This is a genomic window from Psychrobacter raelei, assembly GCF_022631235.3.
GTDB lineage: Bacteria > Pseudomonadota > Gammaproteobacteria > Pseudomonadales > Moraxellaceae > Psychrobacter > Psychrobacter raelei.
Map to the genome: position 1 here is coordinate 2102394 of NZ_CP093310.2, position 16478 is coordinate 2118871.

Annotated in this window: 13 protein-coding genes and 1 other RNA gene; 10 read left to right on the forward strand and 4 right to left on the reverse strand. The window is 41.5% G+C overall.

Annotated features, from left to right (window positions below; translation table 11 throughout):
- The first annotated feature begins 3 nt into the window (after positions 1-3).
- The 4 genes from MN210_RS08880 (at position 4) to MN210_RS08895 (ending at position 3895) form a co-directional block, all read left to right on the forward strand.
- A complete protein-coding gene (locus MN210_RS08880) occupies positions 4-1146 on the forward strand; it encodes a site-specific integrase (protein WP_241878305.1) in 1143 nt (380 codons plus the stop codon).
- 321 nt (positions 1147-1467) lie between these two features.
- Positions 1468-1659 carry an excalibur calcium-binding domain-containing protein gene (locus MN210_RS08885; protein WP_110816765.1) on the forward strand — a complete coding sequence of 64 codons (192 nt, stop codon included), beginning with the start codon at positions 1468-1470 and terminating at the stop codon, positions 1657-1659.
- 271 nt (positions 1660-1930) lie between these two features.
- Positions 1931-2623 (forward strand): M15 family metallopeptidase, encoded by a 693-nt coding sequence (locus tag MN210_RS08890; protein ID WP_338412079.1) that lies wholly within the window; start codon positions 1931-1933, stop codon positions 2621-2623.
- A gap of 54 nt (positions 2624-2677) precedes the next feature.
- On the forward strand, positions 2678-3895 hold the full coding sequence (locus MN210_RS08895; protein ID WP_338412080.1) for a DUF819 family protein: 1218 nt from the start codon (positions 2678-2680) through the stop codon (positions 3893-3895).
- A gap of 176 nt (positions 3896-4071) precedes the next feature.
- Here MN210_RS08895 and MN210_RS08900 read toward each other — a convergent pair whose 3' ends face one another.
- Together MN210_RS08900 and ffs are read right to left on the reverse strand one after the other, a co-directional pair.
- On the reverse strand, positions 4072-5253 hold the full coding sequence (locus MN210_RS08900; RefSeq protein ID WP_155587038.1) for a CinA family nicotinamide mononucleotide deamidase-related protein: 1182 nt from the start codon (positions 5251-5253) through the stop codon (positions 4072-4074).
- 247 nt (positions 5254-5500) lie between these two features.
- Positions 5501-5597, reverse strand: an RNA gene (gene ffs / locus MN210_RS08905) — signal recognition particle sRNA small type.
- Between the two features lie 342 nt (positions 5598-5939).
- Between ffs and MN210_RS08910 the strand changes: the two genes are divergently transcribed.
- Complete coding sequence (locus tag MN210_RS08910; protein ID WP_011960862.1) at positions 5940-6665, forward strand: SIMPL domain-containing protein; 726 nt, start codon at positions 5940-5942, stop codon at positions 6663-6665.
- An 80-nt stretch (positions 6666-6745) separates the two neighbouring features.
- On the opposite strand, the gene glnA is transcribed toward MN210_RS08910, so the two are convergent.
- Positions 6746-8155 (reverse strand): type I glutamate--ammonia ligase, encoded by a 1410-nt coding sequence (gene glnA / locus MN210_RS08915; RefSeq protein ID WP_011960863.1) that lies wholly within the window; start codon positions 8153-8155, stop codon positions 6746-6748.
- A 720-nt stretch (positions 8156-8875) separates the two neighbouring features.
- Between glnA and MN210_RS08920 the strand changes: the two genes are divergently transcribed.
- From MN210_RS08920 to MN210_RS08935, 4 genes are all read left to right on the forward strand, one after another.
- On the forward strand, positions 8876-9478 hold the full coding sequence (locus MN210_RS08920) for a glutamine amidotransferase-related protein (RefSeq protein WP_011960864.1): 603 nt from the start codon (positions 8876-8878) through the stop codon (positions 9476-9478).
- 74 nt (positions 9479-9552) lie between these two features.
- A complete protein-coding gene (gene trpD / locus MN210_RS08925; RefSeq protein ID WP_338412081.1) occupies positions 9553-10662 on the forward strand; it encodes an anthranilate phosphoribosyltransferase in 1110 nt (369 codons plus the stop codon).
- A gap of 40 nt (positions 10663-10702) precedes the next feature.
- Positions 10703-11548 (forward strand): indole-3-glycerol phosphate synthase TrpC, encoded by an 846-nt coding sequence (gene trpC, locus MN210_RS08930; protein WP_155587041.1) that lies wholly within the window; start codon positions 10703-10705, stop codon positions 11546-11548.
- 47 nt (positions 11549-11595) lie between these two features.
- Positions 11596-12324 (forward strand): Smr/MutS family protein, encoded by a 729-nt coding sequence (locus MN210_RS08935; protein WP_241878313.1) that lies wholly within the window; start codon positions 11596-11598, stop codon positions 12322-12324.
- 118 nt (positions 12325-12442) lie between these two features.
- Here the strand turns inward: MN210_RS08935 and MN210_RS08940 are convergent, their stop codons facing one another.
- The gene (locus MN210_RS08940; RefSeq protein WP_201543442.1) at positions 12443-14155 is read right to left on the reverse strand and encodes a mechanosensitive ion channel family protein; all 1713 of its coding nucleotides are present in this window, start codon (positions 14153-14155) and stop codon (positions 12443-12445) included.
- Positions 14156-14605: 450 nt separating this feature from the next.
- Here MN210_RS08940 and MN210_RS08945 point away from each other — a divergent pair, with 450 nt between their 5' ends.
- Complete coding sequence (locus MN210_RS08945) at positions 14606-16414, forward strand: TonB-dependent receptor domain-containing protein (RefSeq protein WP_338412082.1); 1809 nt, start codon at positions 14606-14608, stop codon at positions 16412-16414.
- Positions 16415-16478 lie beyond the last annotated feature (64 nt).

Consider the following 16478-nt stretch of genomic DNA (forward strand, 5'->3'; position numbering starts at 1 on the left):
CAAATGGCTAAATCAACAAGCAAAAAACTGCCAACAGGAGTGCGAATCCGCACCGGCAGTATCCAAATCTACTTTGAGCGACGCAAACAGCGGTACAACATCACGCTCCCACACCCGCCGACTGCGGAAGGTATCGCTGCAGCCTCTAAAATTAGAGCTGAATTAGCAACAAAAGCCGAATGGGGCATCTTAACCGATGCCGACATCAATGCCGCCAAGGGTTATCAAGCTGAATCGATAGTTACTAGCGGCGTTCTTTTCCAAGAAGTCGCACAAAAGTATCTTAAGCACTGCGAAGCCAATACTGACTCTAAGAAAGATTACTTATCAGCTCTCAATAAGCACTGGATGCCCTACTTTGCCTTGTCTCGTATTGATGAAATCACCAGTGACCAGATTAAAGATGCTATTGCCGACAGGGGTTTTAAAACTGATAAGACCTTAAATAATTGCTTGGTACCACTTCGCGGAGTTTTTGATAAAGCGGTTGAAATGAAGTTGATTGACCAAAGCTACAACCCTATGTCTGACATCAATAACAAGAAAGTGCAGACGGGGTTGCCGGACCCATTCAACAGAGATGAGATGAATGCTTTATTAACTTGGCTTGACAAGAATCTGGAAGGCAAAGATCATTTTTATTATTGGTATTTTGAAGTAGCGTTTTGGACGGGGTGCCGACCCAGTGAATTGCTTGCTCTGAGGTGGTCAGATATAGACTGGTTTAATGGGTCTATTATCATCAATAAAACGAGGGTTCGTGGTGTTGAGAAAAGCGTTACTAAAACTCATACTGTGCGCGAAGTATATCTGAATGACAGAAGCAAGGCAGCGTTTGAAGCACTACAGGCATTAAGGCTTGATGATGACTATGTGATGATATGTCCGGAAACTAGCCAGCCTTTCTTTAACGAGAAACCGCCACGACTAAGAATCAGTAGAGCTATGGAAGCGTGTCGCATTAGAAAGCGCCCAGCATATAACGCCAGGCACACCTATGCTACTATGCTGTTGATGGACGGAGTGAATCCAGTGTTTGTTGCTAATCAACTAGGCCACAGTATTCAGATGCTTATGAAAAGATACGGCCGCTGGATTCATGGTGATAAAAATAAGATTGAGATGAGTAAGCTTAGGACGGATTAGTCTGTGACGTGATTTTTGACGTGCTATCACGTCAAACAGTCCGATGTAATCTGACAACCAAAAATCAAAAGCCTTATGTTTCAAGGCTTCTTGTCGGATTGCGTCAGACTGTATAAGCTCGTAGCGGGTTCAACTCCCGCCATCTCCACCAAACACTAGAAAAGCTTGTCACATTCATTGTGGCAAGTTTTTTTTATGCCTAAAGCTTATATATCCATTTTAGGAATAGGGTTATAACTTACCAGTAATGCCCTATTTTTTTATCTTTGATAAAATGAGCTCATAGACATAGATACCTACTCTTATCATGAGGAGATCATCATGAAAAAATTGTTATTGACCACTATTTCGCTGGTTTTGATTGCCAGCAGTCTTCCTGCTCAAGCCGCTCGGGTTAAGTGTTCTGACTTCAAATCGCAAAGAGAAGCACAGGCTTATTTTGATGCCAAAAAGCCCGGCTATCAATCCTTGGATCGCGATAAAGATGGCATTGCTTGTGAAGCTTTAAAATAACAAAGCTGTCTTGCTAACCCGCTTATCACAATAAATGTGGTCTCATTAATCTGCACCCAAAAAAAGCTTGCCACCAATTTGTGACAAGCTTTTTTTGAGCCTATTTAAATATATTCTTCTAGCAAAGCCTACTACATGCTCATTAATATATTTAATATAAGAAGTTAATATGATGCTCTAAATTAAACCATATAGCGGTGATAATTGAATTGGATCTGTATATCAACTACACTGTTTTAATTCCTCATCAAATATACATTGGATAATGGCTATGATGTTAGATGTTATACCTTTAATGGCTGAGTATGAATGGCAAGATTTACAGTCTGTAGATGTAATTGACTGTTCCGAGGATTTACATATTATTTCCAATGATGAAAAGATTAAAACTTACCCTTTTTATTTTCATCAAGAAGTGCCTAACTCCATAGACTTCTGTGCTGCACGTTTTTCCGTAATAAAAAAACTACATCAAGCAGCTCAATTGCTTCCAGAAAACCTAGGAATTATAGTATTGGATGCTTGGAGACCAAAAGCAGTACAGCTAGAGCTTCAACGACAAGTTGGTAATATTATTGATCTTCAATATCCGCAACTTAGCTTGAGTGAACGTAATGAACTTTTGCTAAAATTTGTGGCTCCTGCAAATCCGGACTTTATAAGCCCTCATTCAACTGGTGGCTCTATAGATGTTACTTTATTTGATATAGAAACAGGGAGTTGGATTAATATGGGCTCTGGTTTTGATGAGCCAAGCGAACGTTCCTATACTAGTTTTTATGAAAAATTACCTGACCATCCTGCTTGCTATTATCGTCGACTGCTTTTTTGGGCAATGATTAACTCTGGATTTAGCAACCTGCCTTCTGAATGGTGGCACTTTGATTATGGTAACCAATTATGGGCCCGTTACAATAAACAGAAAAGCGCCTTTTATGCTAGTGTAAGCAAAGCTAACATTTAAATATTTTAAAAACCGTACATTAAGATAGTTTGATTATGTTTAAGGAGGAACAATATGCAAACTTTAATTGATCCGAATGACCACTTAGCATTATGGACATTCGTTATGGTAGCTGCTACATCAGCAATTTTCATCGAGCAGCGTTTTAAATGGGCTAGTAAAGTGCCTGGAGCAGTTATAGCACTATTAATCGCGATAGCTGCGTCGAACCTTAATATTATACCTACTGATGCCCCCACTTATGATATCGTTTGGGGTTATATAGTTCCACTAGCCATTCCTCTTCTCTTATTTAATACTAACCTACAATCCTTAGTAAAGGAAAGTTGGAAGCTTTTATTACTTTTTCTAGTATCTTCCATGGCGACAATGGTCGGCGCCGTATTGGGGTTTCTGGTATTACGTAATTATATACCCGAGTTAGATAAGATTAGCGGCATGATCTCAGCTTCTTATAGTGGAGGTGGTGTCAACTATGCAGCTATGTCTGCTAAACTAGCGCCAACAGAAAGTATAAATGCTGCAACGATTGTTGCAGATAACATGATGATGGCTACCTATTTCTTAGTGTTAATTGCTATAGCAAGTATGCCATTTGTAAGGCGTGTTTGGGGTTCCCCCCATACTGATGCTGTAGAAAATGATCTTAGCACATCAAAATCTCAAACCCTATCTGAAGCTTATTGGAAACCCAACTTAATTTCTTTAAAAGACATAGCAATTAACTTGGCTGCATCCATGGTAATAGTTTTGATTTCTTTTAAATTTTCTGCTTTTTTGAAGGTCCTATTAGGAGATAGTGATAATATTTTTATGGATTTAATCATAAACTTAATTACAGATAAATACTTATTACTTACCACAATTACATTTATTATTGTATCTTTATGTAAAAGTTCATTTGAAAAATTAAATGGTAGTCAGGAGCTGGGGACTTACTGTATTTACCTATTTTTTATAGTGATTGGTATCCCTGCATCTATAGGATTAATTATAACTAATGCTCCTTTATTATTTGTATTCGTGCTTATCGTTGCTTTAGTCAACCTGATAATAACTATGGGTGTTGGTAAAATCTTTAAATTTAATATTGAAGAAGTAGTTTTAGCTTGTAACGCTAATATCGGAGGTCCTACTACAGCTGCCGCTTTAGCAATAAGCCGAGGATGGACTAAGCTAGTTGGACCTATCATGGTAATAGGAACTGTAGGCTATGTTATTGGCAACTACTTAGGAACTATAGTTTATTTCATAGTAACTCAATTAGGCTAATAAATATAAGCTCCCTAAATAAAAAAGCTTGCCACCAATTTGTGACAAGCTTTTTTTGAGCCTATTTAAAGTAAGCCGATTTCAAAAATAAATGTTGGTATTATTGTTGGTATAAAAACCCACGGTTGGTATTGCCTGACTATTTAAACAAGCCATTTTAATTTAATAATAGTTATTTATAGCCAGTGCTTTAAAAACAGATATATGGCCGTTTTCGCGGCTCTAATATGTACCGCTTGTCTGTCCCCAATAAGCTCACGTTCAATAATAGATATGTTGCCATCAATGCACAAAGCGATATAAAACCTCTTAGCACTTCTACCTGAGGCAACTTGCGTGGCCGGCAAGTCATGGCAGTGGAATAAACCGATGGCATTAGCCAGCTGATGATCCTCAATAAACTGCATGAACTGCTCATTTACCATAGGCTCAGTTAACGGCGGTGCAGCAAACTTGGTCACACTTAGTGTCACATTATCATGCTCATCATCGCAGCTAAGTAGCCTATGACTCAGATAAGCATTGGTATTCACCTCCAAAACACCAAAATCTTTGAGGTTATGACGGCTTAATGTCTGCTCTAAGCTTTCATTTTGCTCACTATATAAGTGCTCAGCTAAGCGCTGTTTTATACGTTGCACGGTAGGCGCAAAGTCATGCTCGGCCTCCTCTGCACTATTAGCCTTCACACTCAAACGCACGGTTATCTCACCAATGCCCGCATAAGGCGCCAAAGACACTTTGCCTTGGCTACTAATTAAGTCCTTGAGTCTATCCTCTACAGCCGACTCGCCGATACCGCCAAATTTCAAGTACTTTGAATACAGTTTACGGCGCTCACCCAGTAACTGATCGAGCCATGGCTTCAGCTCATGCTCAAACATATACGCCATCTCTCGAGGTGGCCCTGGTATCACTGCATAATAGGTTGCGTTGTACTGATGCACAAAACCCACGGCCAGACCCACTTCATTTTTTAATAAATGACTACCCTCAATGGTATTAGCCTGTCTTTTATTAGCGGTGATGAGCGACTCACTGCCGTCTTTGAACAGCTGCATGATTTTTGCTTCAGCCTCTTTATCTATCACAAGCTTAGCACCAGTAAATTCAGCCACGGCATCTTTGGTTAAATCATCTTCTGTGGGACCTAGACCACCGCAGCATACCACTAAGTCTGAGCGCTCACTGGCAATTTTTAGCGCCTCTTGGATCCGCGCCATATTATCGCCTACGACCCCTTGAAAATATACATCGACACCTAAATCGGCCAGTACTTCAGCCATATACTGAGCATTGGTATTGACTATTTGGCCAAGTAATATCTCTGTGCCTACTGCAATAATTTCTGCTTTCATAAAAGATATCCTTATAATTTTTAGTTGAATGGAGCGCCATAAGCTGTTGTTGGTATTATAACGTGCAAGGGTGAAAAACTTGGTTGCTTTTTATGGCCTACCTTACTGCATAAGAAACCCGAGCACTTGTCTAAAACGGTATAAAAAATAAAAAAAAAGCCTGACACGTCACCGTGTCAGGCCTTATGGTATAAAGCAATTAGTAATATTGGTAAGCTTTATCAAATTTTGAACAAAAAAAAGATGGCCCCACTAGCACATCCTCGGCACACCCTGTATCTACTACCGTTGCTACCTTCCGGTCCTGGCGGGGTTCGTAGTACAAAGTTGCGAGGCTACCAATGGAGCCACCAAGCACGTATTATACCTAAACTTTCAATATTTTCAAGTATATTCACAAATTTATGCGCAGCAAACTTTGCTGTTAATACAGATTGTTCGCCCAAGAGATTGTCATTTGAAATCTAGGTCGAAAGGACGCTAAAAAAGCATTTACACCTCTATCTAAACCCAAAGTATTGCGTAACAATTTTCACATCGATTGCACTTACTGCAAACATGTAACATGATATTATCCAGTTATCTTAGCTACTATAAGCTTATTTAAAGCGCTAAGCCTTTGTTAAATCCTATCAAAACTTAATTATATTAACAACACTAACAAACACAATTAAAAGGATAAATTCATGTCTAATTTACTATCAAAATCATTATCTAAAGTAGGCCTACTATCAATTATTGGCTGTGCTGCAGCTTTTGCTCAAGGCGCACAAGCAGAGCCGACAGGTTACAACCAAATTAGCTTTAATGTAGAAGCCAATCAAGAAGTAGAAAATGATGAAGTAACCGCCACTTTATATAAACAGGCTCAAGCAAGCACCCCTAAGCAATTGGCAACCCAGCTAAATACAGCCATCAATCAGGCACTAAGTATTGCTAAGCGCTACCCCACAGTGACAGCCACTACCGGTCAACAAAACACTTATCCAAAGTACAATGATGACGGTAAAATTGTTGGCTGGACAGGCACTGTAAGCGTTGATTTAAAGAGCAATGACTTTGCTAAGACCAGTGAGCTTGTGGCTAACTTACAAGAAAACTTAGTGGTACAAAACCTTCAATTTGGTGTCTCTGAGAAAAAACAAAAGGAGCTTGAAAAAGAGCTGATCAAAAAAGCTTCTTTACAATTTAAAGAGCAAGCCAAATCATTGGCAGAAACGTGGGGCATGAGTGGCTATCAAGTTATTAACGTATCTATTAATACCAACAGTGGCTATAACCCGCGTCCGATGATGATGATGCGTGATGCGTCTGCTAAAGCGGGCGTGCCTGCTCAAAGCTTTGAGGGCGGCAACTCACGTGTGGCTGTTACTGCCAATGGTACCATTGAGCTTATCCCATTTATGAGATAAATATTTAAGACGCTTTATTTATCAAAAAAAATCCCAGCACATGTGCTGGGATTTTTTATTTTAACCTAAATCTTTGAAGATTATAGGCTGTAGTACATATCAAATTCTACTGGATGCACAGTGGTATTTAGACGACGTACTTCTTCAGTCTTTAACTCGATAAACGCATCTAGCATATCTTTAGTGAACACATCACCTTTTAGTAAGAAGTCATGGTCATCTTTTAGTGCTTGTAGCGCGACTTCTAAGTTTTCGGCCACAGTTGGGATTGAACCTTCTTCTTCTGGAGGTAAATCATACAAGTTTTTATCCGCAGCATCGCCAGGATGGATTTTATTTTGGATACCATCAAGGCCGGCCATTAATAAAGCAGCAAATGCTAAATATGGGTTAGCGGTTGGATCAGGGAAGCGAGCTTCTACACGCACACCTTTTGGTGAGCTGACGTATGGGATACGGATAGACGCTGAACGGTTACGCGCTGAGTAAGCAAGCATGATTGGCGCTTCGTAATGAGGTACTAGACGCTTATAGCTGTTAGTCGATGGGTTAACAATCGCGTTAAGGGCGCGAGCATGCTTAATGATACCACCGATATAATAAAGCGCTGTTTCTGAAAGACCGGCATACTCGTCACCAGCAAAAGTATTTACGCCATCTTTAGAGATTGACATATGCACGTGCATACCTGAGCCGTTATCACCAACGATTGGTTTTGGCATAAAGGTCGCTGTTTTACCAAACTGGTGCGCTACGTTATGTACCACATATTTGAATTGCTGTACTTCGTCCGCTTTACGAACCATGGTGTTAAATGACACACCGATTTCTGATTGGCAAGAGGCCACTTCATGGTGATGAACCTCAACACGGTCTGGGCCCATAATGTCTTCTAAACGTTGACACATCACTGAGCGCAAGTCTTGTGAGCTATCTACTGGAGGTACTGGGAAATAACCGCCTTTTACACGTGGACGGTGACCCATGTTGCCCCAATCGTATTCATTATCCGTTGACCAAGCTGCTTCTTCTGCTGTGATACGGTGGCGCGCGCCTGACATATCAATAGACCATTTAACGTCATCAAATACGAAAAACTCTGGCTCAGGACCAAAGAAAGCCGTATCACCGATGCCAGTTGATTTTAGATACTCTTCAGCACGGCGAGCGATTGAACGAGGGTCACGGTCATAGCCTTGCATGGTGGTAGGCTCAATGATGTCACAAGTTACCACAACGGTTGTCGCATCAAAGAATGGGTCGATAAATGCGGTCTCTGGATCAGGACGCAAAATCATGTCAGAAGCTTCAATGCCTTTCCAGCCAGCAACAGATGATCCATCAAACATTTTACCATCTTCAAGAACATCTTCATCGATGCTTGAGGCAGGATAGCTGATGTGCTGCTCTTTACCGATCGTATCAGTAAAACGGAAGTCTACCCACTTGGCATTAGACTCTTTGATTAGATCGAATAGTTTGTTTGACATTATATGTCTCTCCATTAATTGGTTACTAAGAACTCGGTTGTGGTAGTGATATTAGCTGCACTTGATTTGAACTTATTATGCTGTACTTAGCTTTTTTAGTTAGTTAGGCAAGCGGCACATCATTTTCATTTTATCAAAATTCAGTATAGGTGACAGTAATTTAAAATCATAGCCAAAATTTAAAGATCAACTGGTTTTTGGTGTGTTCACTTTATTTTGGCATTTTTAGCATTGCTGCTTTCATGACCTAACTGTTGCACCTGAACTGTTGCAACTGACATGCCAGATTTTCAAAAAAAGGTTAAAAAGTGGCGCAATATTTTTGTTCTGGCTCAAAATGCCCCAAAAACCGCTATATTTAAAGCAAGTTTAGCGCATTTACGCCATAAAATGTGCGTCTAAAAACATTCATAAACCAAATTGGGGCAAAATATGGCATATTAACGCACCTTTATTGTGCATAATATATTAAATTTTATAATTTTGGTGCAATATCTAGGTTTATGGGCACACCCGATAGCTCAAGGTTTAATTACCGATTGACGCCAGCGTTAAAGCTTGCTTTTATATTTGCAACATAAGCCCTTATCACGGCGTGATGTTTGGGTATAATTGGGCACTATGTATAAGGCAGTTAGCTTAAGCAGCTGCTTTTTTCCGTTTATCATTGCCAGTCCTATCTGTTATTCATAGGCGCGATAACTTTTGTGATAATAATTTATGATTTTGCTTTTAGATAACTACGATAGCTTTACTTATAATATTGTTCAGTATTTACAGCAATTAGGCGCCAAGGTTAGGGTTTGTAAAAACGATCAGGTAAGTTTGGCTGATATTCATGCTTTACAGCCGCAAGCAATTGTCTTTGGACCTGGCCCTGGCACACCAGATGATGCCGGTATTACACTGCCGTCTATCAAACACTTCGCCGATAAGCTGCCCCTACTTGGGGTGTGCCTAGGACATCAGGCCATCGCGCAAGCCTTTGGTGCCCGTGTCATACACGCGCCACAAGTGATGCATGGCCGTATCTCACAGGTACATCATGATCAAAAAGGGGTATTTGAAGGCTTGGATAATCCTAGCATCTTTACCCGATATCATTCACTGATTGTTGACAAAAGCAGCTTGCCTGATACTCTTAAGGTCAGCGCTTGGACACAAAGCATACACCCTAATGAGCCAATCAGTGAGATTATGGCCATTCGTCATACGCAGCTGCCCATCGAGGGGGTACAGTTTCACCCTGAGTCTATCTTAAGTGAAGCCGGACTGCAGCTGTTTAATAACTTTTTGATGCAGCACAATTTATTACCAAGCTAACATCATAAGCTTGATTGTGTATAATAAATAACACCCACCCCTTTATTCCTTATCCCAACATAGTGTTCGAACTTATGCCAAATACCGCCTTATCTACCGCTGAGCTGACTGATGATCAAGTTCATGACATTCTCACCACAGCCTTAGCCCGCATACTCAGACGTATTGATCTAACGCAACAAGAGATGCGTCAAATTATGACCATTATTATGGATGGTCGTTGCCCTGATGCCATGCTAGGCGCCCTACTTACAGGGCTTAATATGAAGAGTGAGTCTATTGATGAGATTACTGCCTCTGCCAGTGTGATGCTTGATTTTGCCAAAAAAATTGAACCAAAAAACCGCACAAATATGGTCGATATTGTTGGTACGGGAGGCGATGGCAGTAACTTATTTAACGTCTCTACTGCCTCAGCATTCGTGGCCGCTGCTGCAGGTGCGACTGTCGCCAAACATGGTAACCGCGGAGTATCATCAAAATCTGGTAGCTCAGATTTACTGGAGCAGGTAGGTCTTAATCTGAACATCACCCCAGAGCAAACGCGCGAATGTATTGAGACTCAAGGCATCGGCTTTTTGTTTGCACCCAATCACCATACGGCGATGAAGCATGCCATTCCCGTACGCCGAGCTTTAAAAGTACGAACCATATTTAATATTCTAGGCCCGCTGACCAACCCAGCTGGGGTCAAAAACTTAGTGGTTGGGGTATTTACTGATAATATGTGTGAGCCTTTAGCACACGTATTCAAAAACTTAGGCGCCAAGCATGTGATGGTGGTCGGCTCAAAAGATAGACTGGATGAAATCAGCCTGGCAACCAGTACCAAAGTGGCCGAATTAAAAGACGGTGAGGTTACCGTGTATGACATCTTCCCAGAAGATGCCGGTATTGACTCTCAGACCTTAGTCGGACTTGACGTCAACTCTTCTGAACAAAGCCTGCAACTGATACAAGCCGCGCTATCTGGTAAAGAGACCAATGACTTTGGTATTGCCCAAAACAAGGTCAATAAAGCGCGTGACATGATTGCCTTAAACGCAGGCGCTGCTATCTATGTCGCCGGATTGGCCAGTAACTTCCCTAATGGGGTAAATCAAGCCCAAAACATCCTCCAAAGCGGTAAAGCCCTGCAAAAAATGCAGGCATTGGCTGAATATACCCAAACCTTTGATCGCTAGTTTTTGCTAAATTCATTATTGATAACCCTACGAGCCCAATATGACGCATGATGCCATCCCCTCAATCCTAAAAAAAATTGTGCTGACCAAAGAGTCTGAAGTGGCCAGTGCCAAAGCACAACAAGCGCTGCCTGCGATTAGAGCTGAGGCTGAGCAGCTTGCTGCCTCTCAAGAGGCCCCTCGCCGCGGTTTTGCCCAAGCGTTATTGGCCAAGCAAAGCGCTGGCGTGCCAGGCATCATTGCTGAGGTCAAAAAGGCGTCACCATCAAAGGGGATTATCTCACCTAACTTTGATCCTAGCCGAGTCGCTAAGCAATATGAGCAAGCTGGCGCTGCCTGTCTGTCTGTACTGACTGATGAGCAGTATTTTCAAGGCCATAACAGCTACTTACAACAGGCCAAAGCCGCTTGTGGCTTACCCGTACTTCGCAAAGACTTTATGATTGATGAGTATCAGATTTATCAGTCCTACCTACTGGGCGCTGACTGTATTTTGTTAATTGTTGCCTGCTTAGATGACAAGCAATTACATCATCTACATGAGTTGGCCTGCAAGCTTAGCATGGATGTCCTTATCGAAGTGCATACCCTTCATGAGCTAGAGCGCGCCCTAAAGCTACCGGCGTCTGAGCACAATATTTATGGCATCAATAACCGCGATTTAAACACCTTTAATACTGATCTACAAACCTCCATAAAACTCAAAGAATTCCTTGATAATCAGTCAGCCAAACCTCAGCTGTTGGTGACCGAAAGTGGCATTCATAGCACTGAGGATATGCAGCTAATGCTCACTCATCACATAAACTGCTTTTTAATTGGCGAGCAGTTTATGAAAACTGAGCATCCGGGCGACACCCTAGCCGCCCTACTCAGCTCACTATAAGAGCGATAACCTTCTAAATTCATTTAATATAAGTGGTACCTATTACTATGGCAAATTCATTATTTTCAAAAGAGATGCAAGACCAGCTCAAAGAGCTAAAAAGCGAACTTAGCAAAGGCCGTGCTACCTCTCCTAGCGATCCTGAGAATGAAAAACCCACTGATCCTGTGACCCTACCGACCAAAAAACAGGTCGAAAAAACCGTTAAGCAATTAGACAGCGCTCATGTCGATGATGACAAAGTGCTGTTTATGCAGGCCATGGCAGGTGTTCAGCCCATCAAAGACAACAACACCTTATCGGATGTGGCCAAGCCCAAATCAACCAAACCTGACGCAGCCACGTTATCAAAGCGTGCAGCGGCTCAAGGCGCTGACTCTGAAAAGTTAGAAGCGGGATTGTCAGACATGCAGGCACTATTAAACCCTGTGAGCAGCGACTCTTATCTTATTTATAAAACCCCAACGCTACAAAACAAAGTCTTCACTCAGTTAAAACAAGGCAAATTACGCTGGTATGATGCTGTAGACGTGCACGGCTGTACTATTGATGAGGCGCGTGAAGCCATGACTACCTTGATTACGCAGGCACGTAGCAATAATGAATCTGTAGTAAAAATCGTCCATGGTAAAGGTACTGATGCGGTTCTAAAAACTTGCGTTAACGGCTGGCTACGCCAATTACCCGAAGTTCTAGGCTTTTGCTCAGCTCCGCCAAAAGATGGTGGCAATGGCGCTGTACTGGTGTTATTAAAGAAAAATAAATCACAAGACTAACGCTCTAGCAACAAGCTATTTTTTGTCATACAGCCTTAGCGCTTTACGCTACAAATGTTAAGCATTAAAAAAGCCACTATCTACAATCGTGGCTTTTTTTGTGCCATGTGGTTGGCAACTACTCTTCTGTATCATGATGACTTTGAAGAGCAGCAGTGGGGCTGTCTTTAGATGATGCGTTATCTTTATTAGCATCAGAGGACTCTACAATCATTTTTTGCGTGGCTAACGCATGCTCAACAGGATACGTTTCTATCTCTTTTAAGATTTCAATTAGCAACTGAGTCTGTTTGTCATAAAACTCATCAGCGCCGCTGGCATAAATATAGGCACGGAATTCTATCACCATAGAGTCCTGACGCAGCTCTGAAATTCTTACCTGGGTCCATTCAGAGTTGGTGACCTCATGGTTAACTAAGAACTCCTCCATCTCTTTTAAAAACTTCTCCAACGTGGAGGCCGCCACATCGCGTTTAATATAAATATTATGCAAAAAGTGAAACATATCACGGGAGGCAAAGTTTTCAATCGACATAGAGGAAAACTCGCCGTTGGGCACTGTCACAATGGTACGGTTTAAGGTGCGCAGTCGAGTGGAGCGAATACCGATGTCTACGACCGTGCCTTCTAGCGAACCAAACTTACAATAGTCACCGACACGCACTGGCTGGTCTGCTACCACCACCACACTACCGACCAAGTTTTCAATCATCTTTTGCGCACCTAGGGCCAAGGCCAAACCACCGACCCCCAGTGCTGCAATCCCAGTGGTTAAATCAAAACCTAAATTACCAAAAATGAAGATACAGGCTAATATTAACAGCACTGTCTTAATAATTTTGTGCAGTAAGCTTAAAATCGATACGCGTTCAGTCTGATTGCGCTTATAACTTTGACGCTCTGCACGACTGAAAATGGCATCGACCACTCTGAGCAGTAGCCACGTTGAGGCAAACCAGCCCACAATATCCTTAATACGGTTCACCGGCTCTCGCACTGTTACCGAAACCCCAGCATACACCATCACCTCATATAAAATCAGCGAGGTCATGACCAAGGCCAGTGGTAACACAAACTTAATATCTATCGGTAGTGGCTTATTACGTACTTTGGGATAGAAAACTTTAAAAATAAAATACAACACAGCGAAGAACACATATGAGGCGGCTATACAGAATAACGCCAACAAAAACACCGCAAAGATATCGGCCAAGTTATAACCACCAATCATTTTATCTTGCAGCGGCTTGAGCGTGTACTTATCAATGATTGAGGGATTGGCTGAAATATCTGATTTTTTTATGGCCTGCAACGTCTCATTAGAGATCTGCCAGTACTGATTGCCATGCTCTGAAGTCTTTCTTGCCAGTACAATATCAATCACCTGATCTTGAGCGGTAATGGTGCCCACCTTCTCTAAGGTCGGTGGCAACTGATCGGCAAAATTACCCGAAGGGGTGTTATTAATCTGCAGCTCAGCGTCTAGGCGTCCCCCCATGTCTAATGCAAGCTTTACCTGACGCACGGCCTCTACCGAGTTCTCTCCGGCATCTAAGCTTAGATAATTAGCGGCTAATGACGCATTGTTTTCGGCTAATGACTTAATGAAGCCTTGCACTGTGCTGCGCGGCGTCTGTCGACCAAAAGGGTCAACGACTTCTTCTGCGCTCGGGGCCGTATCACTGGCTTCATCAGCTGCTGTCGCAGTCACCGACAGTAGGGATAGGATAAGTGCCAATATTATCCCCAGGGTTACACTGAGCAGCTTCATAGGCTGCAGGCTGACTGAGTTAGCTGAGCTGGAAATATCACGTTTCTCAAAAAAAAGCATGGTTTATAGCCTAATACTTGGGCCTCAGTTATAGAGGTATAAAAAATTGTTTGGGCAATTTTAACATGACCTGAACCAGTGATAAGTAACGGTCAGTGTCTTCTAAATAAAATTAGGTGGCAACAACACTAAAAAAGACAATGTATTAAGACCGTATGACGGGTAAACACGCCTATTTTAATGACAAGTTGAGTATTACTAATCAAAACATGAGTAAAAATCGCTTAATTGTTGTTTATTTTTTAATTAGATACGGGATAATAGCCACATTATTTCTTAAGTGTTATTTTATTTAAACGATTGGAACCAGACATGAAAACCTCTTACAGCCCTTTGTATCGCAGTGTTGTTACCGCTTTGGCATCTTCTAACTTGACCCCAAAAGCTTTGACTATAGTGTCTGCTCTTGCAGTTTGTATGCCTGCTATGGCCGCTCAAAATCAAGGGGATGTGGATGCTGAGCAGCCTAGAATAAATTTTCCAGCGATTACGGTTACTGCAACCCGCACACCGACTGCTGTGAATAACACCATTGCCCAAACTCGTGTTATTGATAGCCAAGAGTTAAGTACTTATAAAGGCCAAACAGTGCTTGATGTTTTAAAGCGTCAGCCGGGCTTTAGTTACTATCAAAGTGGTGGCATGGGAACAAAAAGCAGTTTTTATCTGCGTGGCTATGATAGCCAAAGTATTTTAGTACTGATTGATGGCATTCGCTACAATGCAGCTTCTACAGGGCGTGCTGCTCTTGAAGTATTTCCTGTAGACCAAATCGATCGTATAGAGATTTTGTATGGTGCTTCTGGTTCTAGTATCTATGGTGCGGATGCTGTTGGCGGTGTTATTCAGATCTTTACCAAAGGTCAAAATGTTGATCAAAATCAATTCTCGGTAACCGCTGGTGCTGGTAGTAATGACCACTATCTGTATGGCGCTTCAGCTCAGATGCGTAATGAAAAAGGCAGTAGCTTAAGCTTAGCAGCTAGCCGTAATCAAACTAAAGGGATTGATGCTATAAAATCAGGCGGTGATGCTTATAAAGATGATGATGGTTTTAATTCTAACAATTTCAGCTTATCTATGCAGCATAAGCTTAACGATGCTGTGACTATTGGTGCAAATGGCATATATGCTAAATCAAATACAGAATACGACTCTGGTTCTACTTTTATAGATGCAAACCAAGACAATAAAAATTATGTATTTAATACTTTTGTAGATATAGAAAATAAGGGTTTAAATACCAAACTTCAATATGGTGAAAGTACGGACAAAAGAGTCAATTTCGATAAAAACTCACCTAATGGCAGTTTCTTTGACACAAAAGATAAACAAGCTAACTTGCAGTTAACTTACCCTACTAATATGGGCACTTTGACTGGTGGTGCAGAATGGTTAAGACAGGAAGCAGATACTAGCTTATATGCTGGGTCACATGAACGTAAAATAAAGAGTATTTTTACAGGCTATTTGCTAAATACCGATCAGTTTGATGCACAAGCTAATGTGCGCTATGATGATAACTCTCAGTTTGGGTCAGAGACCACCTATAATGTTGGAGGCGCATATAAATTTAGCCCTGAGCTTCGCGCTGGTGCTTCTTTTTCAACGGGTTTTAGAGCGCCGTCCTTAGATACAATGTACGATAACTTTAGCGGTAACCCTAACTTAAAGCCAGAGACCTCTGATAACTACGAAGTTTTTATTGAGAAGAGTGATGACCATCACAAAACTCGTTTGACAGGCTATTACTCAGATGTAGAAGACCTAATTGACTATGATGGTGGCAATAACTGGAGAATGGGTAACATTGATAAGGCACGTATTAAAGGCATAACTCTGGTTTCTGACTGGATCGTAAATCAGTATATCTTTGGAATGAACTACGACTACCAAGATGCTAAGAACCTTTCTGGTGATTACAAAGGTGAACAAATTAAGTTTCGCCCAAAGCATAAGGGGTTGGTATACGCAGGCTACAGAAATTCAGAATTTGATGTTCGTGCAGAAGTGCAGCATATTGGTAAGCGCTATGCGCTTGATGGTGAGTGGTATGGCCCAACCAGACTAGGGACTAAAATGCAACATGCTAATCTTGTTAACTTAAGCGCAAACTATTATGTATCCCCTAATTTGACCATTAACTCACAGATTAATAACTTATTTAATAAAGAGTATACGTCAATTGATACCTATGGGACTCGTTATAATGAAGACGGCACCAACTTCTTTACCTCACTAACCTACACCTGGAAATAATCCCTTTCACCTCGTTACCCTTTTATCAAAAAAACCACTCGCTTAAGCGGGTGGTTTTTTTATC

Bases quoted from the DNA above. Each gene is read 5' to 3' on its own strand.
- MN210_RS08880 (WP_241878305.1), top strand. From the start codon at position 4: ATGGCTAAATCAACAAGCAAAAAACTGCCAACAGGAGTGCGAATCCGC.
- MN210_RS08885 (WP_110816765.1), top strand. From the start codon at position 1,468: ATGAAAAAATTGTTATTGACCACTATTTCGCTGGTTTTGATTGCCAGC.
- MN210_RS08890 (WP_338412079.1), top strand. From the start codon at position 1,931: ATGATGTTAGATGTTATACCTTTAATGGCTGAGTATGAATGGCAAGAT.
- MN210_RS08895 (WP_338412080.1), top strand. From the start codon at position 2,678: ATGCAAACTTTAATTGATCCGAATGACCACTTAGCATTATGGACATTC.
- MN210_RS08900 (WP_155587038.1), bottom strand. From the start codon at position 5,253: ATGAAAGCAGAAATTATTGCAGTAGGCACAGAGATATTACTTGGCCAA.
- MN210_RS08910 (WP_011960862.1), top strand. From the start codon at position 5,940: ATGTCTAATTTACTATCAAAATCATTATCTAAAGTAGGCCTACTATCA.
- glnA (WP_011960863.1), bottom strand. From the start codon at position 8,155: ATGTCAAACAAACTATTCGATCTAATCAAAGAGTCTAATGCCAAGTGG.
- MN210_RS08920 (WP_011960864.1), top strand. From the start codon at position 8,876: ATGATTTTGCTTTTAGATAACTACGATAGCTTTACTTATAATATTGTT.
- trpD (WP_338412081.1), top strand. From the start codon at position 9,553: ATGCCAAATACCGCCTTATCTACCGCTGAGCTGACTGATGATCAAGTT.
- trpC (WP_155587041.1), top strand. From the start codon at position 10,703: ATGACGCATGATGCCATCCCCTCAATCCTAAAAAAAATTGTGCTGACC.
- MN210_RS08935 (WP_241878313.1), top strand. From the start codon at position 11,596: ATGGCAAATTCATTATTTTCAAAAGAGATGCAAGACCAGCTCAAAGAG.
- MN210_RS08940 (WP_201543442.1), bottom strand. From the start codon at position 14,155: ATGCTTTTTTTTGAGAAACGTGATATTTCCAGCTCAGCTAACTCAGTC.